The organism is Pseudomonas sp. NPDC086251 (assembly GCF_044746405.1).
GTDB lineage: Bacteria > Pseudomonadota > Gammaproteobacteria > Pseudomonadales > Pseudomonadaceae > Aquipseudomonas.
The window spans coordinates 1-20,547 of record NZ_JBIVBY010000059.1 but is presented as its reverse complement, the minus strand read 5'-3'; the positions used below and the strand labels follow the sequence as shown (position 1 = coordinate 20,547).

General features: G+C 61.2%; 19 protein-coding genes. 8 read left to right on the top strand and 11 right to left on the bottom strand.

All coding sequences use genetic code 11. The features are described from left to right. Nucleotides 1-88 precede the first annotated feature (88 nt). From ACIPL2_RS34070 to ACIPL2_RS34060, 3 genes are all read right to left on the bottom strand, one after another. Nucleotides 89-1,195 (bottom strand): NAD(P)/FAD-dependent oxidoreductase, encoded by a 1,107-nt coding sequence (locus tag ACIPL2_RS34070; RefSeq protein ID WP_401364941.1) that lies wholly within the window; start codon nt 1,193-1,195, stop codon nt 89-91. Between the two features lie 16 nt (nt 1,196-1,211). Beyond that, nucleotides 1,212-2,525: an MFS transporter gene (locus ACIPL2_RS34065; RefSeq protein WP_401364938.1), complete on the bottom strand. Its 1,314-nt coding sequence runs from the start codon at nt 2,523-2,525 to the stop codon at nt 1,212-1,214. A gap of 267 nt (nt 2,526-2,792) precedes the next feature. Continuing rightward, the gene (locus ACIPL2_RS34060; RefSeq protein WP_401364935.1) at nt 2,793-3,581 is read right to left on the bottom strand and encodes an SDR family oxidoreductase; all 789 of its coding nucleotides are present in this window, start codon (nt 3,579-3,581) and stop codon (nt 2,793-2,795) included. A gap of 154 nt (nt 3,582-3,735) precedes the next feature. Here ACIPL2_RS34060 and ACIPL2_RS34055 point away from each other — a divergent pair, with 154 nt between their 5' ends. From ACIPL2_RS34055 to ACIPL2_RS34045, 3 genes are all read left to right on the top strand, one after another. Continuing rightward, on the top strand, nt 3,736-4,899 hold the full coding sequence (locus ACIPL2_RS34055; protein ID WP_401364932.1) for an iron-containing alcohol dehydrogenase: 1,164 nt from the start codon (nt 3,736-3,738) through the stop codon (nt 4,897-4,899). Between the two features lie 44 nt (nt 4,900-4,943). Further along, nucleotides 4,944-5,246 (top strand): NIPSNAP family protein, encoded by a 303-nt coding sequence (locus ACIPL2_RS34050; protein WP_401364929.1) that lies wholly within the window; start codon nt 4,944-4,946, stop codon nt 5,244-5,246. A 190-nt stretch (nt 5,247-5,436) separates the two neighbouring features. Then, nucleotides 5,437-6,420, top strand: a complete 984-nt coding sequence (locus ACIPL2_RS34045) for a cyclase family protein (RefSeq protein WP_401364926.1) — start codon at nt 5,437-5,439, stop codon at nt 6,418-6,420. Here the strand turns inward: ACIPL2_RS34045 and ACIPL2_RS34040 are convergent. Further along, a complete protein-coding gene (locus tag ACIPL2_RS34040; protein ID WP_401364923.1) occupies nt 6,413-7,342 on the bottom strand; it encodes a LysR family transcriptional regulator in 930 nt (309 codons plus the stop codon). The genes ACIPL2_RS34045 and ACIPL2_RS34040 overlap by 8 nt on opposite strands. 241 nt (nt 7,343-7,583) lie before the next feature. Then, nucleotides 7,584-8,792 carry an NAD(P)/FAD-dependent oxidoreductase gene (locus ACIPL2_RS34035; RefSeq protein ID WP_401364920.1) on the bottom strand — a complete coding sequence of 403 codons (1,209 nt, stop codon included), beginning with the start codon at nt 8,790-8,792 and terminating at the stop codon, nt 7,584-7,586. A 191-nt stretch (nt 8,793-8,983) separates the two neighbouring features. Between ACIPL2_RS34035 and ACIPL2_RS34030 the strand changes: the two genes are divergently transcribed. Further along, a complete protein-coding gene (locus ACIPL2_RS34030) occupies nt 8,984-10,003 on the top strand; it encodes a GlxA family transcriptional regulator (RefSeq protein WP_401364917.1) in 1,020 nt (339 codons plus the stop codon). 914 nt (nt 10,004-10,917) lie between these two features. Here the strand turns inward: ACIPL2_RS34030 and ACIPL2_RS34025 are convergent. From ACIPL2_RS34025 to ACIPL2_RS34005, 5 genes are all read right to left on the bottom strand, one after another. Beyond that, the gene (locus ACIPL2_RS34025) at nt 10,918-11,565 is read right to left on the bottom strand and encodes an amino acid ABC transporter permease (protein WP_401364914.1); all 648 of its coding nucleotides are present in this window, start codon (nt 11,563-11,565) and stop codon (nt 10,918-10,920) included. Between the two features lies 1 nt (nt 11,566). Continuing rightward, the gene (locus ACIPL2_RS34020; protein WP_059404822.1) at nt 11,567-12,247 is read right to left on the bottom strand and encodes an amino acid ABC transporter permease; all 681 of its coding nucleotides are present in this window, start codon (nt 12,245-12,247) and stop codon (nt 11,567-11,569) included. 3 nt (nt 12,248-12,250) lie between these two features. Further along, entirely contained in the window at nt 12,251-13,027 is a 777-nt protein-coding gene (locus ACIPL2_RS34015) for an amino acid ABC transporter ATP-binding protein (RefSeq protein WP_401364910.1), read from the bottom strand. A gap of 32 nt (nt 13,028-13,059) precedes the next feature. Next, nucleotides 13,060-14,025, bottom strand: a complete 966-nt coding sequence (locus ACIPL2_RS34010; protein WP_401364908.1) for a transporter substrate-binding domain-containing protein — start codon at nt 14,023-14,025, stop codon at nt 13,060-13,062. 84 nt (nt 14,026-14,109) lie between these two features. Then, nucleotides 14,110-15,543: an amino acid permease gene (locus ACIPL2_RS34005; protein WP_401364905.1), complete on the bottom strand. Its 1,434-nt coding sequence runs from the start codon at nt 15,541-15,543 to the stop codon at nt 14,110-14,112. A 348-nt stretch (nt 15,544-15,891) separates the two neighbouring features. Here ACIPL2_RS34005 and ACIPL2_RS34000 point away from each other — a divergent pair, with 348 nt between their 5' ends. The 4 genes from ACIPL2_RS34000 to ACIPL2_RS33985 all read left to right on the top strand — a co-directional run bounded on the left by ACIPL2_RS34000 (nt 15,892) and on the right by ACIPL2_RS33985 (nt 19,368). Continuing rightward, a complete protein-coding gene (locus ACIPL2_RS34000; protein WP_401364902.1) occupies nt 15,892-17,310 on the top strand; it encodes a PLP-dependent aminotransferase family protein in 1,419 nt (472 codons plus the stop codon). Nucleotides 17,311-17,314: 4 nt separating this feature from the next. After that, a complete protein-coding gene (locus ACIPL2_RS33995; RefSeq protein ID WP_401364899.1) occupies nt 17,315-18,559 on the top strand; it encodes an NAD(P)/FAD-dependent oxidoreductase in 1,245 nt (414 codons plus the stop codon). 28 nt (nt 18,560-18,587) lie between these two features. Beyond that, nucleotides 18,588-18,938, top strand: a complete 351-nt coding sequence (locus ACIPL2_RS33990) for a RidA family protein (protein ID WP_401364896.1) — start codon at nt 18,588-18,590, stop codon at nt 18,936-18,938. 112 nt (nt 18,939-19,050) lie between these two features. Beyond that, a complete protein-coding gene (locus ACIPL2_RS33985; protein ID WP_401364893.1) occupies nt 19,051-19,368 on the top strand; it encodes a DUF2388 domain-containing protein in 318 nt (105 codons plus the stop codon). Nucleotides 19,369-19,420: 52 nt separating this feature from the next. Here the strand turns inward: ACIPL2_RS33985 and ACIPL2_RS33980 are convergent, their stop codons facing one another. Then, the gene (locus tag ACIPL2_RS33980) at nt 19,421-20,353 is read right to left on the bottom strand and encodes a pyridoxal-phosphate dependent enzyme (RefSeq protein WP_401364891.1); all 933 of its coding nucleotides are present in this window, start codon (nt 20,351-20,353) and stop codon (nt 19,421-19,423) included. Between the last annotated feature and the right edge of the window lie 194 nt (nt 20,354-20,547).

Genomic DNA, 20,547 nt, shown 5'->3' with positions numbered 1-20,547 from the left:
GCTACTTTGTTCATGGCAACAATCTCCGATGAGCCCCCGGTGAAAGCTTAGTGGGCGATCACAGGGGGCGGCGGGGGTAGCCATTTCATTAGGGACGTAGGGTTTTCACGACCCGGTCGGCCAGTGCCAGGCAGCTGGTGAGACCCGGTGACTCGATGCCGAACAGGTTTACCAGCCCCGGCACGCCATGCTCGGCCGGGCCGCTGATGATGAAGTCGGCGGCCGGCTCTGTCGCTTCGGTGATTTTCGGGCGGATACCACTGTAGGCCGGTTGCAGGCTGTGATCGGGCAATCCCGGCCAGTAACGCCGGATCGCCTGATAAAACCCCTCGGACCTGCGCGGATCGACGCGGTAGTCGATATGGTCGACCCATTCAACGTCCGGCCCGAAACGCGCCTGGCCGCCCAGGTCGAGCGTCATGTGCACGCCGAGACCGGCACTTTCCGGTGCCGGATACACCAGGTGCCGGAACGGCGCCCGGCCGCTGAAGCTGAAATAGCTGCCCTTGCACAAACGGGCCTTGGGCACCTGCTTCGTTGGCAGGCCGGCAATGCGGCTCGCCACCTCGGGCGCGGACAATCCCGCGCAGTTGATCAACTCACGGCAGCTCAATGTCATCGGCTGCGCGCCGCCCATGTGCAGGTCGAAACCGTGCTCGGTACAACGGGCCGACACCAGCGGCGTGTGAAAGGCAATCGAAGCGCCATTGGCCTCGGCATCGGCCTGCAGCGCCAGCATCAGCGCATGGGAATCGACAATGCCAGTGGACGGCGACCACAGCGCGGCGACGCAGGACAACGCCGGTTCCAGTGCCCGCGCCTGCTCGGCGTCCAGCCAGTGCAGATCGTCGACGCCATTGCGCCGCCCCTGCTCCAGCAACCGGCGTAACGCCGCGCACTGCACCTCATCGGTGGCCACGATTAACTTGCCGAGGCGTTGATAATCGACGCCGCGCTCATCGCAGAAGGCATACAGGCGCTGCTTGCCCTCCACGCACAACTGGGCCTTGAGGCTGCCGCTCGGGTAATAAATGCCGGCGTGGATCACTTCCGAATTGCGCGAACTGATCCCCGTGCCAATGCCCTCGCCCGCCTCGACCAGGACCACTTCCCGACCACTCAAGGCCAGCGCCCTGGCCACCGCCAGCCCGACCACACCGGCTCCGACCACCACGCAGTCGATATCGACGTTCACTTGCCCTCCGCTCATGTTACGCCAGCCCTCGCTCCCGATAATCGATCAGGCTGGAGAATATCGCCAGCAACAGGGCCATGACCACGAAGAAAATCAGCACAAGGAAATACGAGCCGGTGAATTGCACAATCAGCCCGATCAGGATCGGCACGATCACACCCGCCATGTTCCCGCAGAAGTTCATGGTGCCGGCCAGCACGCCGGTTTTCGAGGTGCCGCCAAGGATCGACGGAATGCACCAATACATGCCGCACCAGCGAATGAAAAACATTGCCACGCAGAGCAGGCCGATCGCTTTGCTGGCCTCGCTCGCATACGCCACCGCCAGCATGCACACCGCCGCGATCAGCGCCGAGCCGCTGAACATGCTGCGCATCACCAGGTTGGGCGAGGCGCCGCTGGATTTCCATTTGTCCCCCAGGTAACCGCCGACCAGTTCACCGACGAAACCGCACATGAAGATCAGGAAGGTCGCCCCGCCCATGCTCGAAATGTTCAGGCCGTGGGTCTGGTGCAGGTAGCTCGGCATCCAGGTCAGCAACCCGTAGAACACGCTGAGGATGCAGCAGTAACCGGCGAACATTGCCAGTACCGAACGGTCCTTGAGCAACGTTTTGAGGGGGATGCTGGTCACCGCGCCAGGTTGGCTGGTTTTGCTGTTGCCGTCGGTGATGTGCGCCAGTTCCGCGGCGTTGACGCCGAGGTGTTCGCTGGGGTGGTTGCGGATGTATTTCCACGCCAGCACCCCGGCGAGCATGGTGCCGATACCGGCGATCACAAAAGCAATGCGCCACGAATCGAACCAGCCGATCAGCCCGGCAATGATGATCGCGCCGAAGGCACTGCCCAGCGGCGCACCGCCGTCGACCAGCACAGCGCCGCGCCCGCGTTCGTTGGGGGTCAGCCAGGCGCCGTTGAGCTTGGCCCCGGCCGGCATGATCGGTGATTCGGCGATGCCCAGGCCCATGCGCGTGATCAGCAGCGTGATCCAGTTGTGCGCACCGGCAGCCAAGGCCTGGAAAGCGCCCCAGGCGACCGTCGCGACGACGATCACGCGACGGGTCTGGAAACGGTCCAGCAGCATGCCTCCGGGAATCTGCATCAACGCGTACGACCAGAAAAACGCGCTGAGCATCAGGCCTTCAAGGGCCGGCGGTATCTGGAATTCGCTGGAAATCAGCGGCAAGGCCACCGACAGCGAGGCGCGGTCGATGTAGTTGATGGCGGTCAACAGCAACATGATGAGGAAGATTCGCCAGCGCACGCTGGTAGGACGCATCGTTGCGGACGCGGCTGCCAACGGCAGGCTTTCGGCACTCGGATTGTTCATGAGGGGCGCTCTTATTGTTGTGGATACAAGCGACCCAATGCCGGCAGCCAACACGCAAAACCTGTAGGAGCGAGGCTTGCCCGCGAAGAACGATAACGCGGTGTAGCAGGCAGATTGCGCTGCTCTTTTCGCGGGCGAGCCTCGCTCCTACAGGGTTTGTATTTTGACTTGGCACTGGGCAAGCGGCTCCACTCTAATCACGCGCCCGACAGCTGAATAATGAGGGGATCTGATTGGGGGATCACCGAACGTCATCCCCCAAAACGATCAGAACGTACCGGGGTAGCTGCCGCCGTCCAGCAACAGGTTTTGCCCGGTGAGGAAACCGGCGTGGGCGCTGCAGATGAACGCGCAGTAGGCGCCGAACTCATCCGGTTGGCCGAAGCGTTGGGCCGGAACGTTCTTGCGCCGCTGGGCGCTGATGCTGTCAACGCTGGTGCCGCTGGACTCGGCGGCGGCACTCAGGGTCTTGTGCAAGCGCTCGGTTTCGAACGGGCCTGGCAGCAGATTGTTGATGGTCACGTTGTTCCCGGCCAGCCGCGACTGCCGCGCGAGCCCGGCGATGAAACCGGTCAGGCCGCTGCGGGCGCCGTTGGACAGGCCGAGCACATCGATCGGCGCCTTCACCGCACCGGACGTGATGTTGACCACGCGCCCGAAACCGCGCTCGGCCATGCCATCGACGCAGGCCTTGATCAGCTCGATCGGCGTCAGCATGTTGGCATCCAGCGCCTTCAACCAGTCCTCGCGCTGCCAGTCACGGAAGTCACCGGGCGGCGGTCCACCGGCGTTGTTGACCAGGATATCTACCTGCGGACACGCCGCCAGCACCTGCTCGCGCACCGCCGGCTCGCTGATGTCGCCGGCCACGGTGCGCACTTCGATGGTCGGTGTGAGGCTGCGCAACTCGGCGGCGGCGGCCTGCAAGGTTTCGTTGCCACGGGCGTTGATCACCAGGTTCACGCCCTCCTTTGCCAAGGCTCGCGCACAGGCCAGACCCAGCCCTTTGCTGGCGGCGCAGACGATTGCCCAGCGCCCCGATATACCTAATTCCATGACGATGCTCCTGTCAGTTTCAAAGGCTCTACGTTACCACCGCACACCGGCCGGCCGGGGATGACAAAGGGTGATCACCGGATCAGGTCTTTTCATTATCGGCAGGCACAAGCGCTTATTACTGTCTGGAGACCAATAAGAACCGGAGACACACATGAACCCGTTCCAGTTTTATTTCCCCACGACCTTGAAGAGCGGCAACGGCCTGGTGCGCCAGGCCGGTGCCTTGCTCAAGCCTCATGTTCGAAAAAAACTGCTGGTGGTGACCGATGAAGGGCTGATGGCGTCGGGCGTGATGGAAGGTTTTTTCGCTTCACTCACGGAGAGTGAAATCAGTTACGAAGTGTTTTCCGGCGTCGAACCCAACCCCACCACCGACGTGCTGGAACGCGCCGTGACGTTCCTGAAAAACCACGACTGCGACTCGGTGATCGGTGTCGGTGGCGGCAGCAGCATCGACACGGCCAAGGGTGTCGCGGCGATGGCGACCAACCCCGGCAACATCCTCGACTACGAAGGCTACGACAAACTGCTGCACCCACCGCTGCCGATTTTCGCGATTCCGACCACCTCCGGCACCGGCAGCGAATGCACTGCGTCCACGGTGTTCACCAACACCAAGACCCTGTTCAAGACCGTGATCATCAGCCCGGCCCTGTTTCCGAAACTGGCGATTCTCGATGCCGAATTGACCCTGAAATTACCGCCGTCGATCACCGCCGCCACGGGCATGGACGCGTTGACCCATGCCATCGAATCCTATGTTTCCAAGCAGGCCAACCCGGTCAGCCAAGCGCTGGCGCTGCAAGCGATCAAAATGATTTGCACCCACCTGCCGAAAGCGTTTTTCGCCGGGTCCGACCTGCACGCCCGGGAACAACTGCTGCTCGGCTCGTTCCTCGCCGGGGTCGCCTTTGCCCAATCGAAACTGGGCAACGTCCATGCGATCTCCCACACCTTTGGCGGCGTGTTCAACATTCCCCATGGTATCGCTAACGCGACGCTGTTGCCCTACGTCATCGAATTCAACCTGGCCGCCTGCCCGGAGCTGTTTCGCGAGATCGCCATCGCCATGGGCGAGAACGTCGATGGCCTGAGCCCGGCCCGCGCCGGGCACAAAGTGGTGGAGCACGTGGTGGCGCTGAACAAGGCCATCGGCATCCCCGACAACATCAAGGACCTGGGCGTGGATCTGGATTACATGCCGCAAATGGTCAGCGACTCCATGCGCAGCGGCAACGTGCTGGTCAACCCACGCCTGACCACCGCCGCCGACATCGAACGGATCATCAGCAACGCCTACCACAGCATTCATTGATTCAAGCCTCCCTTCCCAAGAGACAACGCCCATGTTTTACGAAAATGCGCACCTACACGATCCAGATCGGAAAAATGCAGACCTACCTCAAGCACTTCGAGGAAACCGGCCTGCCGGTGATCTCCCGCTACACCACGCTGGTGGGCTGGTGGTACACCGAAATCGGCGAGCTGAACCAGGTGATCCACATCTGGGCCTACGAGAGCCTCGATGACCGGATCAAGAAACGCGCCGCGCTCTATCAAGACCCGGACTGGCTGGAAGGCTTCGTGCCGAAAGCGTTCCCGATGCTGGAGAAGATGGAATCGAAGCTGCTGATCGCGGCGGATTTTTCGCCGATCAAATAGCCCCTGAACCTAGCCGAAAGATTTGATGCCATGCGCGAAACCTGTGGGAGCGGGCTTGCTCGCGAAAGCGGTGTGTCAGGCAACATTAATGGCGACTGACACGCCCTCTTCGCGAGCAAGCCCGCTCCCACATTGACGGTGCAAGCCTGACAACTCCCCATCGGCATTCACTTATTTGCAGGACAACCTCATGTGCGACCACAATCCCAATAACACCGCCGCCGACCGTTCTCCCGACATCAAGGCCCTGCTCGAAGGCCTGCCGACCAACTGGGGCAAATGGGGGCCGGACGATGAAGTCGGCGCCCTGAATTACCTGCAAAGCGCAGAAATCCTCCGGGGCATTGCTTCGGTTCGCCAGGGCAAGACCTTCACCCTGCAAGTGCAGATTGGCCATCCCAAGGGTGAGCCGCTGTGGCCCGGCCGACGCCCGTCGATGCGGGTCAACGTGCTGGACAAGGGGCATTTCCTGGCCGGCAAGACCCACTTCGATGGCCATGTGGAATACGCCGACGACGTGATCTTCATGCACCTGCAAGGCTCGACCCAATACGACGCCTTGGGCCACGTCTGGCACGACAACAAACTGTGGAACGGCTACGACGCCATGAGCACCATCGGCAGCATGGACAAGGCCAGCATCCTGCCGATTGCCGAGCGCGGGATTGTCGGCCGCGCGGTGCTGATCGACATGGCCCGCCATCGCGGCAAAGCCGTGCTGGACAAGGGCGAGACCTTCAATCACCTGGACCTGCTGGCCGCTGCAAAAGCCCAGGGCATCGAGATCGAGAAGCGCGACATCCTGATCATTCGCACCGGCTGGATCGGCTCGTTCTATGAACGTGAACCGGAAGAGTTCTACAAGGATTTCGCCGAGCCGGGCCTGACCTTCAGCCGCGAGTTGGTGGAATGGTTTCACCAGATGGAAATCCCCAACCTGGTGACCGACACCATGGCCAACGAAGTGGCCGTCGACCCGAGCTCCGGCGTGATGATCCCGCTGCACAACGCCTTGATGCGCAACCTCGGCGTGACCTTTACCGAAGTGGCGCTGCTCGATGACCTGGCCAGTGATTGTGCCGAAGACGGTCAGTGGCAGTTTCTCTACACCGCCGCGCCGCTGAAGATCGTCGGCGGCACGGGCGCACCGGTGAACCCGATCGTGATCAAGTAGTCAGGTCGTACTTCAGCTCGTTGATCAGCAGGGTCGCCGCCGGGGACAAATCGGCGCCGGCTCGGCTGATCACGCCGAAAGGCTCGATCAATGCACGCATTGACACCGGCAGCTTCACCAGCAAATCGAATTGCTCGCAAAAACCGGCGACTTCCATCGGGATCACGGCCAACAGGGTCGGGTCCTGCTGCACCAACAGGATGGTGGCAAAGATCGACGAGGTTTCCAGCGGATACCGCGGAATCTGCAACCCGGCCTCGTTGAGCTCATGCTCCAGGGCCTGGCGCATCGGCATGTCTTTGGGGTAAACCAGCCAACGGTCATCGCTCAATTGCGCCAGTTGCACCGAATCGGCACCCGCCAGCGGGTGGTCTTTGCTGGCGACGACCGCCAGGGGTTCATCGCTCAACTCGATAACGTCGTAAGCGTCCGAACGCTGGCCGACGCTGGTACGACAAATGGCCAGATCCAGACGCCCCTGATCCAGCAACCCGAGCAAGGTGGCGCTGGTGTTTTCCACCAGCTCGACAGACAGCTGCGGCTGTTTGAGTCGCAGCTCCGTCAAGGCCTGGGTCAGCAACGGCACCGCGCCCATGATCACGCCCACCGAAAGCCGCCCACCCTGGCCCTGCATGATGCTCAGCATTTCTTCGTGCAGGTGCTCGACATCGCTGTGTATCAGCCGTGCGTAGCGAATCATGCAACGGCCCATTTCGTTGGCCACCAGGCCTTTGGGCTGACGTTCAAACAGCGGCATGCCAAGCAGCGCTTCGACCTCATGCAACGCCTTGGTGGCGCCGGACTGGGAAATTGAAATTTGCTCGGCGGCCTTGTGCAGGGAGCCGCGCTCATCAAGGGCAATCAGCAAGCGCAGTTGTTTGAGGCGCAAGCGCGAGGCGATGCTGCCAAGGGTTGGAACCATATCCGTGTGTTCTCGGTTCAAGGAAAAAAACCAGCAGGATACGCAACGCCTCGGCGGTCAAACAGGCGGCCGTGAGCAATTCAGTTGTTCTGGATATTCACGAGTGTTGTTCGAGAAAAGGCATGGAATGTAGGAGCGAGCTCGCTCGCGAAGGACGTTAACGTTGACGCGCTGTTGTTGACTGCGCGTTGCGTTCACGTTTTTCGCGAGCGAGCTCGCTCCTACAGGGGGCGGGGCGCTGTTAGCTGTAGGACTGCTCGGGATTGCCGGCGGCCAGCGCGTCGGCGCGGTTCGCCGCTGGCGGGTAGATCCACTGGGTGTTGATCATACGTTTACGCGCCTTGCCTTCGTCGTGGGTCAACAGCACCTGGCGGTCCCAGCCTTCGGTGTACACCGCGCCCCACTCGCCCAGGTCCAGGCAGGTCGCATAGAACGGCTGACGGTATTCGAGGGTCGGCGCCCCCACCAGATCGGCCGCCACGTTATGCCCGGCGTAGCGCCCCATGAAGATCGCGTGCTGGCACGACATCAGCGCGTAATGACCTTCGTCATCGGTCAGCGCCGTGGCCACATCACCCGCTGCGAAAACGTGATCGGTACCGACCACACGCAAGTCACCGGTGACTTCGACACGGCCCTGCCGATCCAGTCGCGACGACACTTGCGAGGTCAGGCTGCTGGCGATCATGCCGCCAGTCCAGATCACGGTTTTCGCATTGATGCGCTTGCCGGCCGCCGTCATCACACCGTTTTCATCGATAGCGACCACGCCGGAACCGACTTGAAACTCAATGCCCATGGAATCCAATGCTTCAGTGATCATCGGCCGTGGGTTCGGGCCCAGGTCCGGACCAATCGCCTCGGCGCGCTCGACCACGATGATGTTGAACCGGGCATCCGCACCATGGATAGTGCGCAGGCGTTCCGGCAACTCGGTGGCCACTTCCAGCCCGGTGAAACCGCCGCCGACCACCACGATGGTGTTGCGCGCCGCCGATTCGGGCAGGTTGGCCAGTTCCGCGAGGTGCCGGTCGAGTTTCACCGCGTCGGACAGTTGGTCCACCGCGAAGGTGTTTTCCAGCAGGCCCGGCACGGGTGGACGGTTCAGCTGGCTGCCGCTGGTCAGCACCAGGCGGTCATAAGGCACGTTGATGTGACGGCCATCGGAGGTCAGCGCATGGACGAAACGCGCATTGGAAGTGTCGATGCGCTCGACCTCGGCTTCGATGAACTTGACCCCCGCCGCTTCCAGCAAGGGCAGCAACGGCACGCTCATTTCGTGAGGGGCATGTTCGTGCAGGCGCGGACGGATGACGATTTCCGGCTTAGGGGAAATCAGGGTGATTTCGACGTCGGCGGTCTTACCGTGATTATCCAGCACGCGTGCCGCGCCCAAGGCGCTCCAGACACCGGCGAAACCGGCGCCGACGATGAGTATTTTCTGCGACATGTTCTTCCCTTCGTTATCGTTATGGAGGCAAACAGCGAGCAACTGTCTGGTACAACCAACGACCGATGGTAGGGTTGAACTTCGCCGGACCCAATGACATAAAACCCTGAATTCCTGCCAGCCGATCAGAGGCGATAACGCTTATACCGTTTGCGAATTATGATTATTCCAACTCGCCACTACAGAACCCTATGAACGCTATCACCAGCACTGCCGATGATCCCGCACCTCAGTCCGAACCGCCGCGTCTGATTGTGTTCCTCGCTTACCCCGAATTGGGTCTGCTGGATTTGACGGGCGCGCAAACCGTGTTCTGGGCCGCCTCCCGGTACATGACCAGCAGCAATCTGCCCGGGTATGAATTACACACGGCCAGCCTGGCCGGCGGCTTGATTCACACCGCCGAGGGCCTGGCCGTCGATACCGTGCCGCTGAGTCGCTTCGCGGACCGCTCGATCGATACGCTGATCGTGCCTGGCGCACCGAATATTCTTCAGGCGATGAACAATGCCCTGGACCTGGTCGCGTGGCTGGCAGAGGCATCGACCCAAGCCAGACGCACGGCCTCGGTGTGCAGCGGGACGTTCCTGCTGGCCCAGGCCGGATTGCTCGAAGGCCGACGTGCCGCTACGCACTGGGCGATGTGCGACATGCTCAAGGTGCATTACCCCTCGATTGAGGTCGACAGCGATGCGATTTTTGTCCAGCAGGGTTCGGTCTGGACCTCGGCGGGGGTCAGTGCCGGCATCGATCTGGCGCTGGCCTTGGTCGAAGAGGATTGCGGTCGTGAGGTAACGCTGTTGGTCGCGCGGGAAATGGTGGTGTTTCTCAAGCGTCCTGGCGGGCAGGCGCAGTACAGTCAGTTGTTGAGATCGCAAACCAGCGAAGGCGCTGCGTTTGATGACCTGCATGTGTGGATTACGCAGAATCTGGCGGGTGAAAACCTCTCGGTTGATGTGCTGGCGCAACGGGTGCAAATGAGCCCGCGAAATTTTGCCCGTGTGTACAAGATCAAGACTGGGCGTACACCGGCCAAAGCGGTGGAAGTGCTGCGTGTGGAAGCGGCCCGGCGTCTGTTGGAGGACTCCGGGCGCAATATCGATCAGATCTCCCGGCAGTGCGGGTTTGGTGATGAAGAGCGGATGCGCCTGACCTTTCAACGCAACCTTGGGGTTTCGCCGCGCGATTATCGCAACCGCTTTTCGCGTTGAGTGAATCCAGTCTCACTGTGTGCGGATGTACCCAATCTCCTGTGGGAGCTGGCTTGCCTGCGATGACGGCCTGACAGCCGATCATTTTCTTTCAGGTGTACATATCCATTCCTGCGGCAACGGCCGCTACGGGTTACGCCCTTACGGCGTGTCACTTGGAAGAGCCCCAAGTAACCAAGGGCTTCTGCCCCTTTCGTTCGGTGCTTCGCTGTGGCTCGGCATACCCTCGCTCCGGTCCTGCTCCGTGGGCCCGCCGCCATCGGCCATCCATGGCCGGGGGCGGCTAACCCGGCATCCATGCCGGGTTGCCCACTGCGCAGAACCTCCACTCGGCCTCACGATGGGACGGTGCATCAAGATCAAAAGCACGGCGGCCTGCAGGCCGGCCTGATTGGGGAATACGCATTCCCCTGTAGGAGCGAGCTTGCTCGCGAAAATCGTCAACGATGACGTTTTTCAACAGGAGCACGCGGTGCCTGTGGGTCCATCGCGAGCAAGCTAGCTCCTACAGGGGATCGATGCGATACAAATAGAGGGTCGAACACGGTCAATGTAGGAGCTGCCGAAGGCTGCGATCTTTTGATCTTGCCGTTGCTTCGGCTTTTGATCTTGATCTACCGCCCCGTTCCCAGAGGCCGAACGCAGGCGTTGCGCAGGGGGCAACCCGGCATGGATGCCGGGTTAGCCGCCCCCGGCCAGGGATGGCCGATGGCGGCGGGCCCCCGGAGCAATGCCGGAGTGAGGGCATGCCGAGCCTAAGCGAGGCACCGAATGGCGGGGCAAGAGCCCTTGGTTACTTGGGGCTTTTCCAAGTGACACGCCGTAAGGGCGTAACCCAAAGCAGCCGTTACCGCAGGAATGGATATGTACACCAGCCATCGCGAGCAGGCTCGCTCCCACAGTTAAATGTGGATTTAGTGCCTGGTCCTGCGCTCCAGCAACCGCACACCCAGCGACAACGGATAACACAACGCAAAATAAATCGCGCCAACCAGAATGTAGATCTCCAACGGCATGAAATACACCGAGCTCAAATCCTGCGCCCGCAACATCAAATCCGGCGCCGCGATCAGCGAGGCCACCGACGTATCCTTCAACAGCGAGATCGCCACGTTACCAATCGGCGCCAGCACAATGCGAATCGCCTGAGGCAATACCACCCAGCGCAACACCTTCAGATGCGGCATGCCAATCGCCTTCGCCGCTTCCACTTGCCCTTTGGGCACCGCCTCCAGACCCGAGCGATAAATCTCCGACAGATACGCCGCCGCATTCAATCCCAACCCGATCATCGCCGCCTGAAACGAACTGAACTGAACACCGATTTCGGTCAGGCTGAAATACACGATAAACAACTGCACCAGCGCCGGAGTGCCGCGAAACACCTCGATGTAGATCAACGCCGCCCGCCGCAATGGCCGGCTCTTCGACAGTCGCGCCAACGCCACCAGCAAGCCAACGACCAAACCAATCACCAGCGCGCCGAACGCCAACTGCAGCGTCGCCCAGGCGGCTTCCATCAACTCGACATGGGTTGCTTCCCACAGGTCGCCATAGCCCATATCAGTTCTCCTTGACCACTTTGAGACGACGTTCGGTGCGCGCCGCCCAATGGGAAAGCACAAGACTCAAGACCAGGTAGATCATTGCCAACAGGAAGTAGATCAGGTTGGTTTGATAGGTTTCGCTGACCAGCATTTTTGCCTTGAACGTCAACTCAGGCACGGCCGCCGCCGACGCCAGCGAGGTGTCCTTGAGCAAGCCGATGGCGAAGTTGGCCATCCCCGGAATGGCCACCTTGAACGCCTGAGGCAGCACAATAATGCGCATCGCCAAAGACCGGGTCATGCCGATCGAAAACGCCGCTTCACTCTGCCCGCGATCGATGGTGCGGATGCTCGACCGGAACACCTCCGACAGAATCGCCGCACCGTTCAACCCGAAGCCAATGATCGCCGCACCAATCGCCGGCAAGGTGATACCGATGTAGGTCAACCCGAAGTACAGAATGAACAGCTGCGTCAGGATCGGTATGTTGCGAAACACCTCCAGGTACACGCTGGCAATCAGGCTCAGCACCCGACTGCGCGAGAGCCGCATCAGCGCCAGGCAAAACCCCAGCAGCGCCGCCACGATGAACGCCGCAAAGGTCAAGCCGACGGTGGTCAACGCACCGATGCCCAGCACATTCAAAAAGTACGGGAGCATGTCGATGGCTTTGTGCAGAGCAGTGGAATCGAACATCGATCAATGCTCCTGCACGGCGCGGATGAAGTTCCGGGTGCGTTCGATCTGGCTCTCGCGGAAGATCTGCCGCGGCGGGCCTTGCTCGACGATGTTGCCGTCGGCCATGAAGATCACCTGGTCGGAGACGCTTTCGGCGAAGTGCATTTCGTGGGTCACAATAATCATCGTCATGCCCTCCTCCGCCAGCTTGCGCATGACCGTCAGCACCTCGCCCACCAGTTCCGGGTCGAGCGCCGATGTCGCCTCGTCGAACAGCATCAGCTTGGGTTGCATCGCCAGCGCCCGGGCGATGGCGATTCGTTGCTGTTGCCCGCCCGAGAGCTGTTCCGGAAAGACGTCCCGCTTGGCGAACATGCCGACCTTGTTCAGCAAGTCCTCGGCCAGTTCCACCGCTTCGGCGCGGCCGCGTTGCTGCACCTTGAGCGGCCCGAGGATGATGTTGTCCAGCACAGAGATGTGCGGAAACAGGTTGAAGCGCTGGAACACCATGCCAATCCCGGTTCGCATCCGCGCCAGCTCCTTGTCACTCATGGGCACTTTGCGGGTGCCCACCAGCCGCTGGCCGATCAGTTCGTTGTCGATGTAAATGTCGCCTTTGGTCGGCTCTTCCAGGTAATTGACGCAACGCAGCAAGGTGGTCTTGCCCGACCCGCTGGGGCCGATGAGCGAGATCTTCTGGCCTTGCTGAACGTTGAGGTCGATGCCTTTGAGCACGTCCAGGCTGCCGAAGGACTTGTAGAGCCCTTCGATGCGCACCAGTGGAGTTGATTCAGCCATGAGTAATGTCCGTCAGTGGATGACACAACGACTCAGGCAAAGGCCTGACTGAAATCACGCGGCGGGTGTTCGAACGGCCCGATGAGGTTGCCCTTCTCATCGCGGTCCACGCCGATGCGCGGGTCCTTGGTGGGCGGCACCAGGTAGTCGGGGTTCTTGATCCCGTACTTGGCGAGGATCGGCCGGATCTGATCCGTGGCTTTGAGCCAGCGCAGGCCCTGATTCACGCCGTCAAACAGGTCCTGGTTCTGCGGATGAATGCCCCAGATCGCTTCGAACTTGGCGGTCAGGCTGGGGAATTTTTCATCGTAGGACATCGGGATCTGTTTGAGCTTGAGGCTCGGGTCCTGAAGGATCATGTAGTCGATGGTCGGGGCATCCAGCACGGCAAAATCCAGGCGCCCGGCGCGCACATCACGCAGGCACGAGTCGGTGTTGTCGTAGAGTTTGACCTCCTTCACGCCCTGGATTTTCTTCATGTCCGGGATGGTGAAATAGCCGGTGATGGCGCCGATGGTGCGGCCCTTCACGTCGTTCACGGTGATGGTTTTATCGAACGGTTCGCTGTCGCGCATGATCACGTAGGCACCGGTGTAGAACACCGGGTCGGTCAACAGCAGGATTTTCGAACGCATCGGGTTCCAGGCGAAGTTGCCACCGAACCAGTCCGCGCGCCCCGACCTCACCGCTTCGACCACCGCCGGGAAGCCCATGGTCAACACGTCGAGTTTGAGTTCGAGACGGTCGGCGATGAGCTTCAGCAGCTCCAGATCGGTGCCGACGGGTGTGCCCTCGCGCAATGCGCCCAAAGGCATATCGCCCAGACAAGCCGCCGTCAAATAGCCCTCGCGCACCGTTTTGATCGGTTTCCCGGCTGCAAACGCGAAAGACATCGGGCCCATCGCGCTGCCCACCAATGCCGCCAACGAGCCGTAACCGGTGGCTTTGAGCAGCCCGCGTCGGGAGAAACCCTGGGTATCAAACTTGAAGTCGGACATAGATCACCTATTGGCAAATTATTGTTTTGCACCGTTACAAGCCGTACAACTCAATCGCCGTCCGTGGCTGGATTTCCCTGGGTTTCATGAACGCGTGGATAAGCCCGCCAGCATGTCGATGGCGTTGACATGAGGCGTGTTGCCCAGCTGGCGTCGGCGTTTGAGCATCAGGTAAGCGGCGGAGACCACGCCGAGGCTGACGAGGCTGGCCAGGAACTGGGTACGCAAGGATTCCTGGAACGCCATGGCGACCAAAACACCCGCAATGACTGCCACCACAGCATAGGACAGCCAAGGGAACAGCCACATTTTCAGGGTCAGCCGGGCCGGCGCCGTGGCCTCGACCTGGCGCCGAACCTTGATCTGCGCCAGCGCTACCGCGAGGTAAACGAACAGCATCACTGCACCGGAGGCGTTGACCAGAAACAGGAACACGCCTTCCGGAGAAATGATCGCCGCCATGATCGCGATGTAGCCGATCACACTGCTGAGCAGCACGGCGGCTCTCGGCACTTTGCGCCCGGTCAGGGTCGACAGTTTGGCCGGTGCATCACCGCGCTGGCTGAGGCCGAAGAGAATCCGCGAAGACACGTACAACCCGGAATTCAGCGCCGACAGAACCGCCACCAGCACCACCGCTTGCATGATCATTGCCGCGCCCGGAATGCGCATGACGTCCAGCGCCGCCACGAACGGCGAATGGCCGGCGACGATCTGGCCCCAGGGCACCACGCAGACAATCAGGAAAATCGAGCCGACATAAAAGGTGATGACCCGGAAGATCACCGAACGGGTCATGTTCGCCACGTTCTTCGAAGGATCGTCGGATTCAGCGGCGGCGATGGTCGCGATCTCGGCACCGCCGACGGCAAAAATCACCGTTGGCACACCGGCCAAAATCGCACTCACGCCATAAGGCATGAAGCCACGGTCGTTGACCAGATTGCCCAGGAGCGCGCTGGTGCTCGGGGCAAACCCGAAGAGGTAGGCGCCGACCACAAAGATGAAAACGATGATCGCGAACACCTTCAATGACGCGAACCAGTATTCGAATTCACCGTAGGACTTCACCGAGAGGCAATTGATGGCGGTCATGATCGCCAGCAGGCTCAGACCGATCATCCACGCCGGCAACGGGATCCATTGCTGAAGAATGTTGGCGCCGACCACCGCTTCCACCGCCACCACGATCACCCAGAAGTACCAGTACAACCAGCCGCTGGTGAAACCGACCCAATTACCCAGGCCGATACGCGCGTATTCGGTAAAGGAGCCGACGCCGGGCAAGGCCACGGCCATTTCGCCGAGCATGCGCATCACCAGCATCACCACGATGCCGGCAGCGAGATAACTCAGGAACGCTGCCGGACCAATCGCCTGAATCGTTGCGCTACTGCCGACGAACAGGCCGGCACCGATGATTCCGCCGAGGGAAATCATCGTGATATGGCGCTGGCGCAGGGCCCCGCTGAGGCGTTGTTGACCGGGTTTTGTTTCGGTTGGCTGGGCGTTATTCATTGAATGACCTCCGCTATGTGGGGTGGAGTCGATCGACCGGATAATTTCATCGAAGACTTTGCGCGAGGGGGACAACACACCGGATACTCTGTGCCGCCCGCTGACAGGCTGAACAGTCGGTGGTGCCGGTGCGCCGAGGGCGAACCCGGCTGGAACGTTTCGATAGTCATGTGCGTACCCATTGGGCTGAGCATGGCAGCCATTTTCTTATTGTGTTGCATGACAAGCATTACAACTCACACACTAATCACGGTTTTTTAGCTTGTCAATGGGCTTTGTATCGGATAAAAAGCAATACAAATTTGCTTATTGTCTTGCTACAAGCATGACAAGCAGGGATAAAGCACCATGAGTCAATTCGAACAACTGCTGGACGAACTGAAAGCCAGCGCCGCGTTGCAGCGCGACAAGGCCGAGACCCTTTACGCGCAATTGGCTGATTCACTGGCTGAAGCGATCGGCAACGGCAAACTCAAGCCGGGCGAGCGTCTGCCGCCGCATCGTGAGTTCGCCAGTGCACTGGGGGTGAACATCACCACGGTGACCAAAGCCATGGCCGTGTTGCAGCAGAAAGGCCTGGTGGAAAGCCGTCCGGGGCGTGGCACGCAAGTCGCGCAGCCACGGCATCCAGCCGCACAGTTTCAATCGGCGCCGAGCAATGATCCGGGCACCGTCGACCTGAGCGTCAACCGCCCCGCCACCGACGGTTTCAATCGGGTCCTGGCGCAGTTGCTGCCGCGTCTTTCCAGCGATCCGCGCTTTGGCGACATGAAGGACTATCACCCGTCCGAAGGTCCGCTCTGGGCCCGTGAAGCCGCCGCGCAGTGGTTGCGCCACACTGGCGTAGAGGCCCAGGCCTCGCAGATGCTGATCGTCGAGGGCGCCCAGCATGGCATCGCCAGCACCCTGCGCAGCCTGACCAACAGCGGCGATACCGTGCTGGCCGACAGCGTGACGTATCAAGGCATCAATGCCTTGTGCCGCTCGCTGGGCCTGATCCTGATCGGCGTCGACGCCGACGCCCGTGGCATGTCCCCCGAAGCATTGCGCCAGGCATGTGCCGAACATCAGCCACGGCTGTTGTTTCTGGTGCCGTCGATTCATAACCCGACCGCCATCACCCTGGACACCGAGCGCCGCGAAGAATTGGCCGCGGTGATTCGTGAAACCAACCTGCTGGTCATTGAAGACGACGTGTACCGGCCGCTGCTCGATCAATCGCCGCCCGCCTTCGCGGCGCTGATGCCGGAGCGCACGATTTACATCTCGGCCCTGTCCAAATGCATCGCGCCGGGCTTGCGCATGGGCTTTGTCATGGCGCCGCAACCGCTGGTGCAAGACATCGCCGCCATGCAGCGCATCGATTGCTGGAGCACCTCGCCCTTGACCTCGTTGATCGCCACCCGGCTGATCGAGGATGGCCACGCCGATCAGCTGGTCTCGGAACAACGCGAAGAACTGCGGATCCGCCAGGCGCTGCTCGCCACGCATCTTGAAGGCCTGGAATTCCAGCACAGCGCCACCGGCACCCATGCCTGGCTGGTGTTGCCCGAACCCTGGACCGGCTCGCGCTTCGCCCGTCTGTGCCACGACCGTGGCGTGGTGCTGCTCGCCGGAGGCGCCTTCACCTTGCGTCCGGAGCTGTCGCCGCAAGCGGTGCGCATCAATATCTCGGCGGCCCTGTCACGGGAGCAGCTGGTCAAAGCCTTGGGCGTCATCAGCCAATTGGCGCGTCAGGGTCATCTCTACATGCACAACCGGATCTGAGGACATGACACAGCCAGTTCATTGCGAAGTCGCCGTTATCGGCGCAGGCGTTGTCGGGGTTGCCACGGCACTCTGGCTGCGCAAACAGGGTTTTCAGGTGTTATTGCTGGAGCGCGACGCGATTGCCTCGGGCGCGTCCTATGGCAATGCCGGCACCCTGGCGCCTTACGGCGTGATGCCGATTGCCCAGCCGTCGCTGTTGAGGGCCATCCCGTCACTGTTGTTTTCGCCGGAGTCGCCCTTCGTCGTTAACTGGGCGCGCCTGCCTCGGCTGATGCCCTGGCTGCTGCGTTTTCTCAATGAATGCCGCGCATCGCGTTGTGAAGCCAACACCCTGGCGCTGAGCAACCTGCTCCAGCACACCTACAGCGGTTACGCGCCACTGCTGGCTGACTGTCCGCAGGCCGATCAACATTTGCGTCACAACGGTTGCCTCTATGCCTACGGCACCGCACAAGGTTTCGCCGGCGCGCAGGCCGCCATCGAGTTGCGCCGCTCCCTCGGCATTGCACAACAGGTCTTGAACGCAGCCGACGTCGAACAACTGGAACCGGCCCTGGCAGGTAAAACCGTGGCCGGCATTCTGTTCCCCGAGTCGTCGCACATGGACGATCCGCGAGCCTTCATTGAAGCGCTGGCGGCGCCGCTGATTGCCGAGGGCGCCTTGCGTCAGGCGACGATTACTGGCGTGCAACGCCAGGTCGATGGCCTGCAATTACTGAGTGCCGAAGGCCAGATGTACCGCGCGGACCGCGTCGTGCTCTGCGGCGGCGCCTGGTCCGCTGCGCTGGCACGCCAGGTCGGGGATCGCATACCGCTGGATACCGAGCGCGGCTACCACATCGAATTCGACCTGCAAGACACCCTGCTCAACCGCCCGTGCTGCCCGGTCGAAAGCGCGTTCTACATGACGCCCATGGCCGGACGCCTGAGGGTGGCAGGCACGGTGGAGCTCGGCTCGATCAACGACCCGGCCAATCCAAAGCGCTTTGATTATCTTGAACGCCACGTGCGTCGCGTCATGGGCCTGACCGAACCGGTCGCGCGCAAATGGCTGGGGTTCCGCCCTTCCTTGCCCGACTCCTTGCCGGTGATTGGCCCGTCACCGAACGAACCGCGAATGATCTATGCCTTCGGCCACCAGCACCTGGGCCTGACCCTGGCGGGCGCCACCGGCCAGTTGGTCGCCGACTGCATCGCCGGCAAGACGCCTCAGTGGCTGGACAGTTTTTCCGTGCAACGCTTCTGAGCGGGGCCCTTTCACAGGAGAGCAATTGATGCCAACAATCGAGCGCAAACACACCAACCAACGCATGAGCCAGATCGTCATTCACGGCAACACCGTGTACCTGGCTGGACAGGTCGGCGAGCGCCAGCACACCGTCGCCGACCAGACCCGCGATGCGCTGGCGCGGGTCGACGCCCTGCTCAAGGAAGCCGGTTCGAGTCGGGACCAACTACTGCAAACCACCATCTGGCTGGCCGACATGGCGGATTTCGCGGCGATGAATGCCGTATGGGATGCCTGGGTACCGGCAGGCCATGCCCCGGCCCGTGCCTGTGGCGAGGCAAAACTGGCGGATCCGGGACTGTTGGTCGAGGTGATTGTCTGCGCGGCGCGGGGTTGAACGTTAACGGCTTTGGCACTGATGGCCTCCACCAGGGAACTCCTGACGGCCATCAAGCATCCTAGAAGATGAGGTACTTCTATTTTGCTTCACGCTTTCAGAGGACACCGTCATGCGCCGTCTGATTATCATTTCTTCCGTTTTGTTGTGTTTACCCTTCGGCTCTGCTCTGGCCAAAGTGGATGCGGGTGATGTCGCCACCTCGGCCGGGGTCTCCGCTTCGCTGTATTCGACGTTCAAGGATCACAAACTGATGATTCCTGCCCGGGATGATGCTTCAAGCTTCGTTGCCAGTGGCGGTGCAATTCGTGGGGTTTATCTGGAATCGGTGCTAAAGCAGATTCGTCACGACAATCCCGGCCTGAACGCCAGCGACGAAGACCTGGCCAAAGCCATCCTCGTCCAGGAAGGCGTTGCTGCCGGTCAATGAATACGGATGAAGTAGCGGTGGGGCTCGCGACACCTGGATAGCGTTTCTGGCCCTACCTTGCTTCAGTCCCGACGGATAACCGCGCCCACCCGGCGACCACCTGCGCACTGATGCTGACGCCGCCGCACACCACTATCACCACGTCGTGGGCACCGGCAATCGCCGGATGGTCCAGATAGCCGATCGCCAACGAAACACCGCACGCCGGTTCCACCAACTGCCGCAAATCGTTGGCATAACGCACCACCCCCATGATCGCCTCATCGTCGCTGAGCACCACGCACTCATGCGGAAAATCGACGATATGCTGCACCGGCCACGCGGCCACTTGAGTGGCGCCGAGCGACCGGGCGACTGTATCGATGCGCGGAAATATGACCGGATGCCCGGCACTGACCGCCGCGGCGAAAGACGCCGAACCCTGGGTTTCACACGCGATGATCCGGCAGTCCAGGCGATGGTGGCGGATCAATCCGGTGAGAATCCCCGCCAGCAAACCGCCGCCCCCCACCGACATCACCATCGCATCAACCTCGGGACAATCCTCGAGGATTTCATCGACCATCGTGCTGTGCCCTTCCCACAACACCGGGTGATCGAAGGCCGGCACGTATTCGGTGTCCGCGCCCTGCGCGAGTTCTTTGGCGCGAAGATTGGCTTCGTCCCAGACCTTGCCATGGACGATTACCTCGGCACCGGTTTTCCGGATGTGCGCGCGGGTGGTTTCCGGTGTGGTGTGTGGCACCACGATGCAGGCTTTCAACCCCAGGCGAGCGGCGGCCACGGCGGTGGCGAAACCGGCATTGCCGCCAGAAGGACAGATCACTTTGCGCTTGCCCTGCCCGGCCGCCTGACTGCACAGAAGCCCGATGCCGCGCAGTTTGAAGGAGCCGCTGGGTTGCAGGTTTTCCAGCTTGAGCCAGATCCGCCGGGACGCGGTCGACAGGTCTGGATGCAGAATCAAGGGCGTTCTGATGTGAAGCATGATCGCCTCCCTTTAGCGCGCCACCCACTCGTCGCCGGTGGTGAATAACCCTTATCCAAGCTTAGTTCACCCAGCGCTGGCCTAAGCCAAGACGGCCCCCTGTAATTGGATGGACTCGCCCAAGCCGAGGCGTCTGTGCGCCACGGTGGCATTCTTATAGAAGCCAACGACAGCGAGGGCGAGGCCATGAAAAA

Bases quoted from the DNA above. Each gene is read 5' to 3' on its own strand.
- ACIPL2_RS34005 (WP_401364905.1), bottom strand. From the start codon at position 15,543: ATGAATAACGCCCAGCCAACCGAAACAAAACCCGGTCAACAACGCCTC.
- ACIPL2_RS34035 (WP_401364920.1), bottom strand. From the start codon at position 8,792: ATGTCGCAGAAAATACTCATCGTCGGCGCCGGTTTCGCCGGTGTCTGG.
- ACIPL2_RS34040 (WP_401364923.1), bottom strand. From the start codon at position 7,342: ATGGTTCCAACCCTTGGCAGCATCGCCTCGCGCTTGCGCCTCAAACAA.
- ACIPL2_RS34030 (WP_401364917.1), top strand. From the start codon at position 8,984: ATGAACGCTATCACCAGCACTGCCGATGATCCCGCACCTCAGTCCGAA.
- ACIPL2_RS33980 (WP_401364891.1), bottom strand. From the start codon at position 20,353: ATGCTTCACATCAGAACGCCCTTGATTCTGCATCCAGACCTGTCGACC.
- ACIPL2_RS34010 (WP_401364908.1), bottom strand. From the start codon at position 14,025: ATGTCCGACTTCAAGTTTGATACCCAGGGTTTCTCCCGACGCGGGCTG.
- ACIPL2_RS34025 (WP_401364914.1), bottom strand. From the start codon at position 11,565: ATGGGCTATGGCGACCTGTGGGAAGCAACCCATGTCGAGTTGATGGAA.
- ACIPL2_RS34060 (WP_401364935.1), bottom strand. From the start codon at position 3,581: ATGGAATTAGGTATATCGGGGCGCTGGGCAATCGTCTGCGCCGCCAGC.
- ACIPL2_RS33985 (WP_401364893.1), top strand. From the start codon at position 19,051: ATGCGCCGTCTGATTATCATTTCTTCCGTTTTGTTGTGTTTACCCTTC.
- ACIPL2_RS34065 (WP_401364938.1), bottom strand. From the start codon at position 2,525: ATGAACAATCCGAGTGCCGAAAGCCTGCCGTTGGCAGCCGCGTCCGCA.
- ACIPL2_RS34055 (WP_401364932.1), top strand. From the start codon at position 3,736: ATGAACCCGTTCCAGTTTTATTTCCCCACGACCTTGAAGAGCGGCAAC.
- ACIPL2_RS34050 (WP_401364929.1), top strand. From the start codon at position 4,944: ATGCGCACCTACACGATCCAGATCGGAAAAATGCAGACCTACCTCAAG.
- ACIPL2_RS33995 (WP_401364899.1), top strand. From the start codon at position 17,315: ATGACACAGCCAGTTCATTGCGAAGTCGCCGTTATCGGCGCAGGCGTT.
- ACIPL2_RS34015 (WP_401364910.1), bottom strand. From the start codon at position 13,027: ATGGCTGAATCAACTCCACTGGTGCGCATCGAAGGGCTCTACAAGTCC.
- ACIPL2_RS34020 (WP_059404822.1), bottom strand. From the start codon at position 12,247: ATGTTCGATTCCACTGCTCTGCACAAAGCCATCGACATGCTCCCGTAC.
- ACIPL2_RS33990 (WP_401364896.1), top strand. From the start codon at position 18,588: ATGCCAACAATCGAGCGCAAACACACCAACCAACGCATGAGCCAGATC.
- ACIPL2_RS34000 (WP_401364902.1), top strand. From the start codon at position 15,892: ATGAGTCAATTCGAACAACTGCTGGACGAACTGAAAGCCAGCGCCGCG.
- ACIPL2_RS34045 (WP_401364926.1), top strand. From the start codon at position 5,437: ATGTGCGACCACAATCCCAATAACACCGCCGCCGACCGTTCTCCCGAC.